Here is a 2,656-nt window from a genome sequence, read left to right as displayed (position 1 = left end):
TTATGTTGTTCAGGTCAAGGCCCAGCGCGGAGTGTCCACTCAAATGATTTCTGTTCCGTAGTGGATTTTATAGTCCAACTTGGAATAAGAAAATGGCCTATTTTCCGCAAATAAGTAGCACAATGGGTACACTTGTATCCAGTTTTTCGTCGAAAAAAGACCCTAAATCTCCTTTTTGAGGGTATATTTTGTAAAGAAAACTTAAAAGGAGCGTTTGAGATGGTCAAATTTGGCTTAAAACAGTATATCCCCTTTGCTGTCGCGTTGCTTTCTGTTGCGACGGCAGCGAATGCCGCTACGGCCTACATCAACCAGATCGGTTACCGCCCCGGTGACGCCAAGGAATTCACCCTGGTCGATGGTAACGGCAACGTGGAAATCGCGGATGCATCGGGAACTACGGTGCTCACGGTTACTCCGTCGGCGGCTTCCAACTGGGAACCCAGCGGACAGAACGTGCAGCTGGTGGATTTCTCGGAACTCAAGAATCCGGGAACGTATTCCATCAAGGTGGGCGGCCAGGTGCTGCGTTCCGATTTGAAGATTTCTAATAAAACTTTCGAAGATGTGGCGAAGGCCTCGCTCAAGTGGTATTATTACCAGCGTGCATCCATTGAACTTCAGGAAACCTATGCGGGGCAGTGGAAACGTGCCGCAGGTCATACCAATGGGATGGTGAAACTCCATGCCTCTACGGGGGCATCGGGCACGATCACTTCTACAAAGGGCTGGTATGATGCTGGTGACTATGGCCGCTACACCGTGAATTCGGGCATTACGACTTATACGCTCCTTTCGCTTTACGAGCATTTTCCCGACTATTTCAAGACGCTCAAGTGGAATATCCCTGCCGATGGTCAGTTGCCGGATTTGCTTGCCGAAATCAAGTGGAACCTGGACTGGATGCTTTCCATGCAGGCCTCCGATGGTGGCGTTTACCACAAGCTCACGACCCTTGGTTTCCCGGGCGATGTGATGCCGGCTCAGGATAGGGATGAGTTGTATGTCATTGGCAAGAGTACTGCCGGGACGTTTGACTTTGCTGGCGTGATGGCCGTGGCTTCCCGTGTGTACAAACCCTTTGACGCAACCTATGCGAGCACCTGCCTTGAAGCGGCCAAGAAGGCCTACGCCTGGGGACTTGCAAATCCAAGCAATAATTTCTTGGACAATCCTGCTGGTGTGAGTACGGGTACTTATGCCAACGACGATCCGTCCGATGAAAAGCTTTTTGCTGGGACGGAACTGTTCATTTCGACTGGTGACGCATCTTACAAGGTTCCCGGTAGCACGGAATATGTCTCCTGGTGGGGCGGCATGGATGGCATTGCGACATACGGCAAGGCGACCCACGCGTCTGTGTTTGGTGGCGATGCCGACGAGGCAAAGCAGAAAATCTTGAAGACAGCCGATAACTTCGTAAGGAGGGGGCAGTCCGGATTTGGCGTCATTATGAACAAGGATGATTTCCAGTGGGGTTCCAATTCCTCGGCGGCAAACCAGGGCGTTTGGCTGTTGCATGCCTATTACCTGACTGGCGAAAGCAAGTATTACGAAGCGGCGGTCAAGGCGATTGATTATCTGCTCGGAAAGAACCCGCTCGATATGTCCTTCTTGACTGGGTTTGGTACGAAATCCCCCAAGATGCCGCACCACCGCCCGAGTACTGCAGACGGCATAGCGGACCCTGTTCCGGGAATGCTTGTGGGTGGTCCGCAGCCTAATGGTGAAGATATTGGAACCCAGAGCTGGGAATGTAAAGAATACAGGACCGGAAAGCCTGCGACTTCCTATACCGACAACCGTTGCAGCTATGCGACTAACGAAGTTGCGATTAACTGGAACGCACCGATTGCCTACCTGGCGGGCGCCCTTGAGGCAATCAATGCTGGTTATGCACCGAGCTTTGCCGCAGAAGGTGTCGCCCGTAACGACGGCAGCGGTACGACTGCAATCAAGCCGGCCATGGTTCGTAACTCTAACGTAAAGCAGGGCCCGAAGCTTCGCTTTGCCGACCAGATGCTCTATGTCGAACAGAACGGCAAGCGCTTCAACCTGAAGGGGCATCGGATTAAGTAAACCGTATTCGCTGTATTCGGCGCCTGCGTCATCGCGAGCTCCGTAGGAGCGAAACGATCTGTTTTGTGCAAATCCCGGCTAAAACCGGGATTTTCTTTGTTTTTTACAAAAGCCACCTGTCGGTGGGTAGCTTTTTTGCACTTTTAAGGGCTTATTTTTGCTGTGAGGGCGTATAAATTGCGCAAAAGAGTGCTTTTTATATGCCCCTTCGCTTGAACGCGACCTTTCAGGGGCATATAAACTGTTCATATTTGTCTCTTTTATATGCCCTGATGCATCGCAACAGCGCTGAACACATCCTTTTTATGGAAATCTGTGACTATAATGATCCGGCTTTTCTTGTGCGAAAAAATCTATATTCGTTTCTATGAATAGATTTTTATTAATTGTTGCTTTTTTGATGGTTTTTGCAGTCGATTCTTTGGCGGTGCATGTTGCGGTTCTTGAAACCGGGGCGGATGAAAGTGCAAAGGATAGAGTCTCTTTTTCTGATCGTCAATATCTTACGAATGTTTTGCGGGAACGGTAGTGTCAAGGGTTTTTCGCAAAAATAGTTTGTTCCAACATCAGATCTAGG

At 50.0% G+C, this 2,656-nt stretch carries 2 protein-coding genes; both read left to right on the top strand.

The features are described from left to right. Window positions 1-219 precede the first annotated feature (219 nt). A complete protein-coding gene (locus Q0W37_RS15335) occupies window positions 220-2,079 on the top strand; it encodes a glycoside hydrolase family 9 protein (protein ID WP_297702413.1) in 1,860 nt (619 codons plus the stop codon). Between the two features lie 367 nt (window positions 2,080-2,446). After that, entirely contained in the window at window positions 2,447-2,608 is a 162-nt protein-coding gene (locus tag Q0W37_RS15330; protein WP_297702412.1) for a hypothetical protein, read from the top strand. Window positions 2,609-2,656 lie beyond the last annotated feature (48 nt).

Source organism: uncultured Fibrobacter sp. (assembly GCF_947166265.1).
In the GTDB taxonomy this organism is placed as follows: domain Bacteria; phylum Fibrobacterota; class Fibrobacteria; order Fibrobacterales; family Fibrobacteraceae; genus Fibrobacter.
Note: the sequence above shows the minus strand (reverse complement) of the source record. Positions and strands in the feature narration are given on the sequence as shown.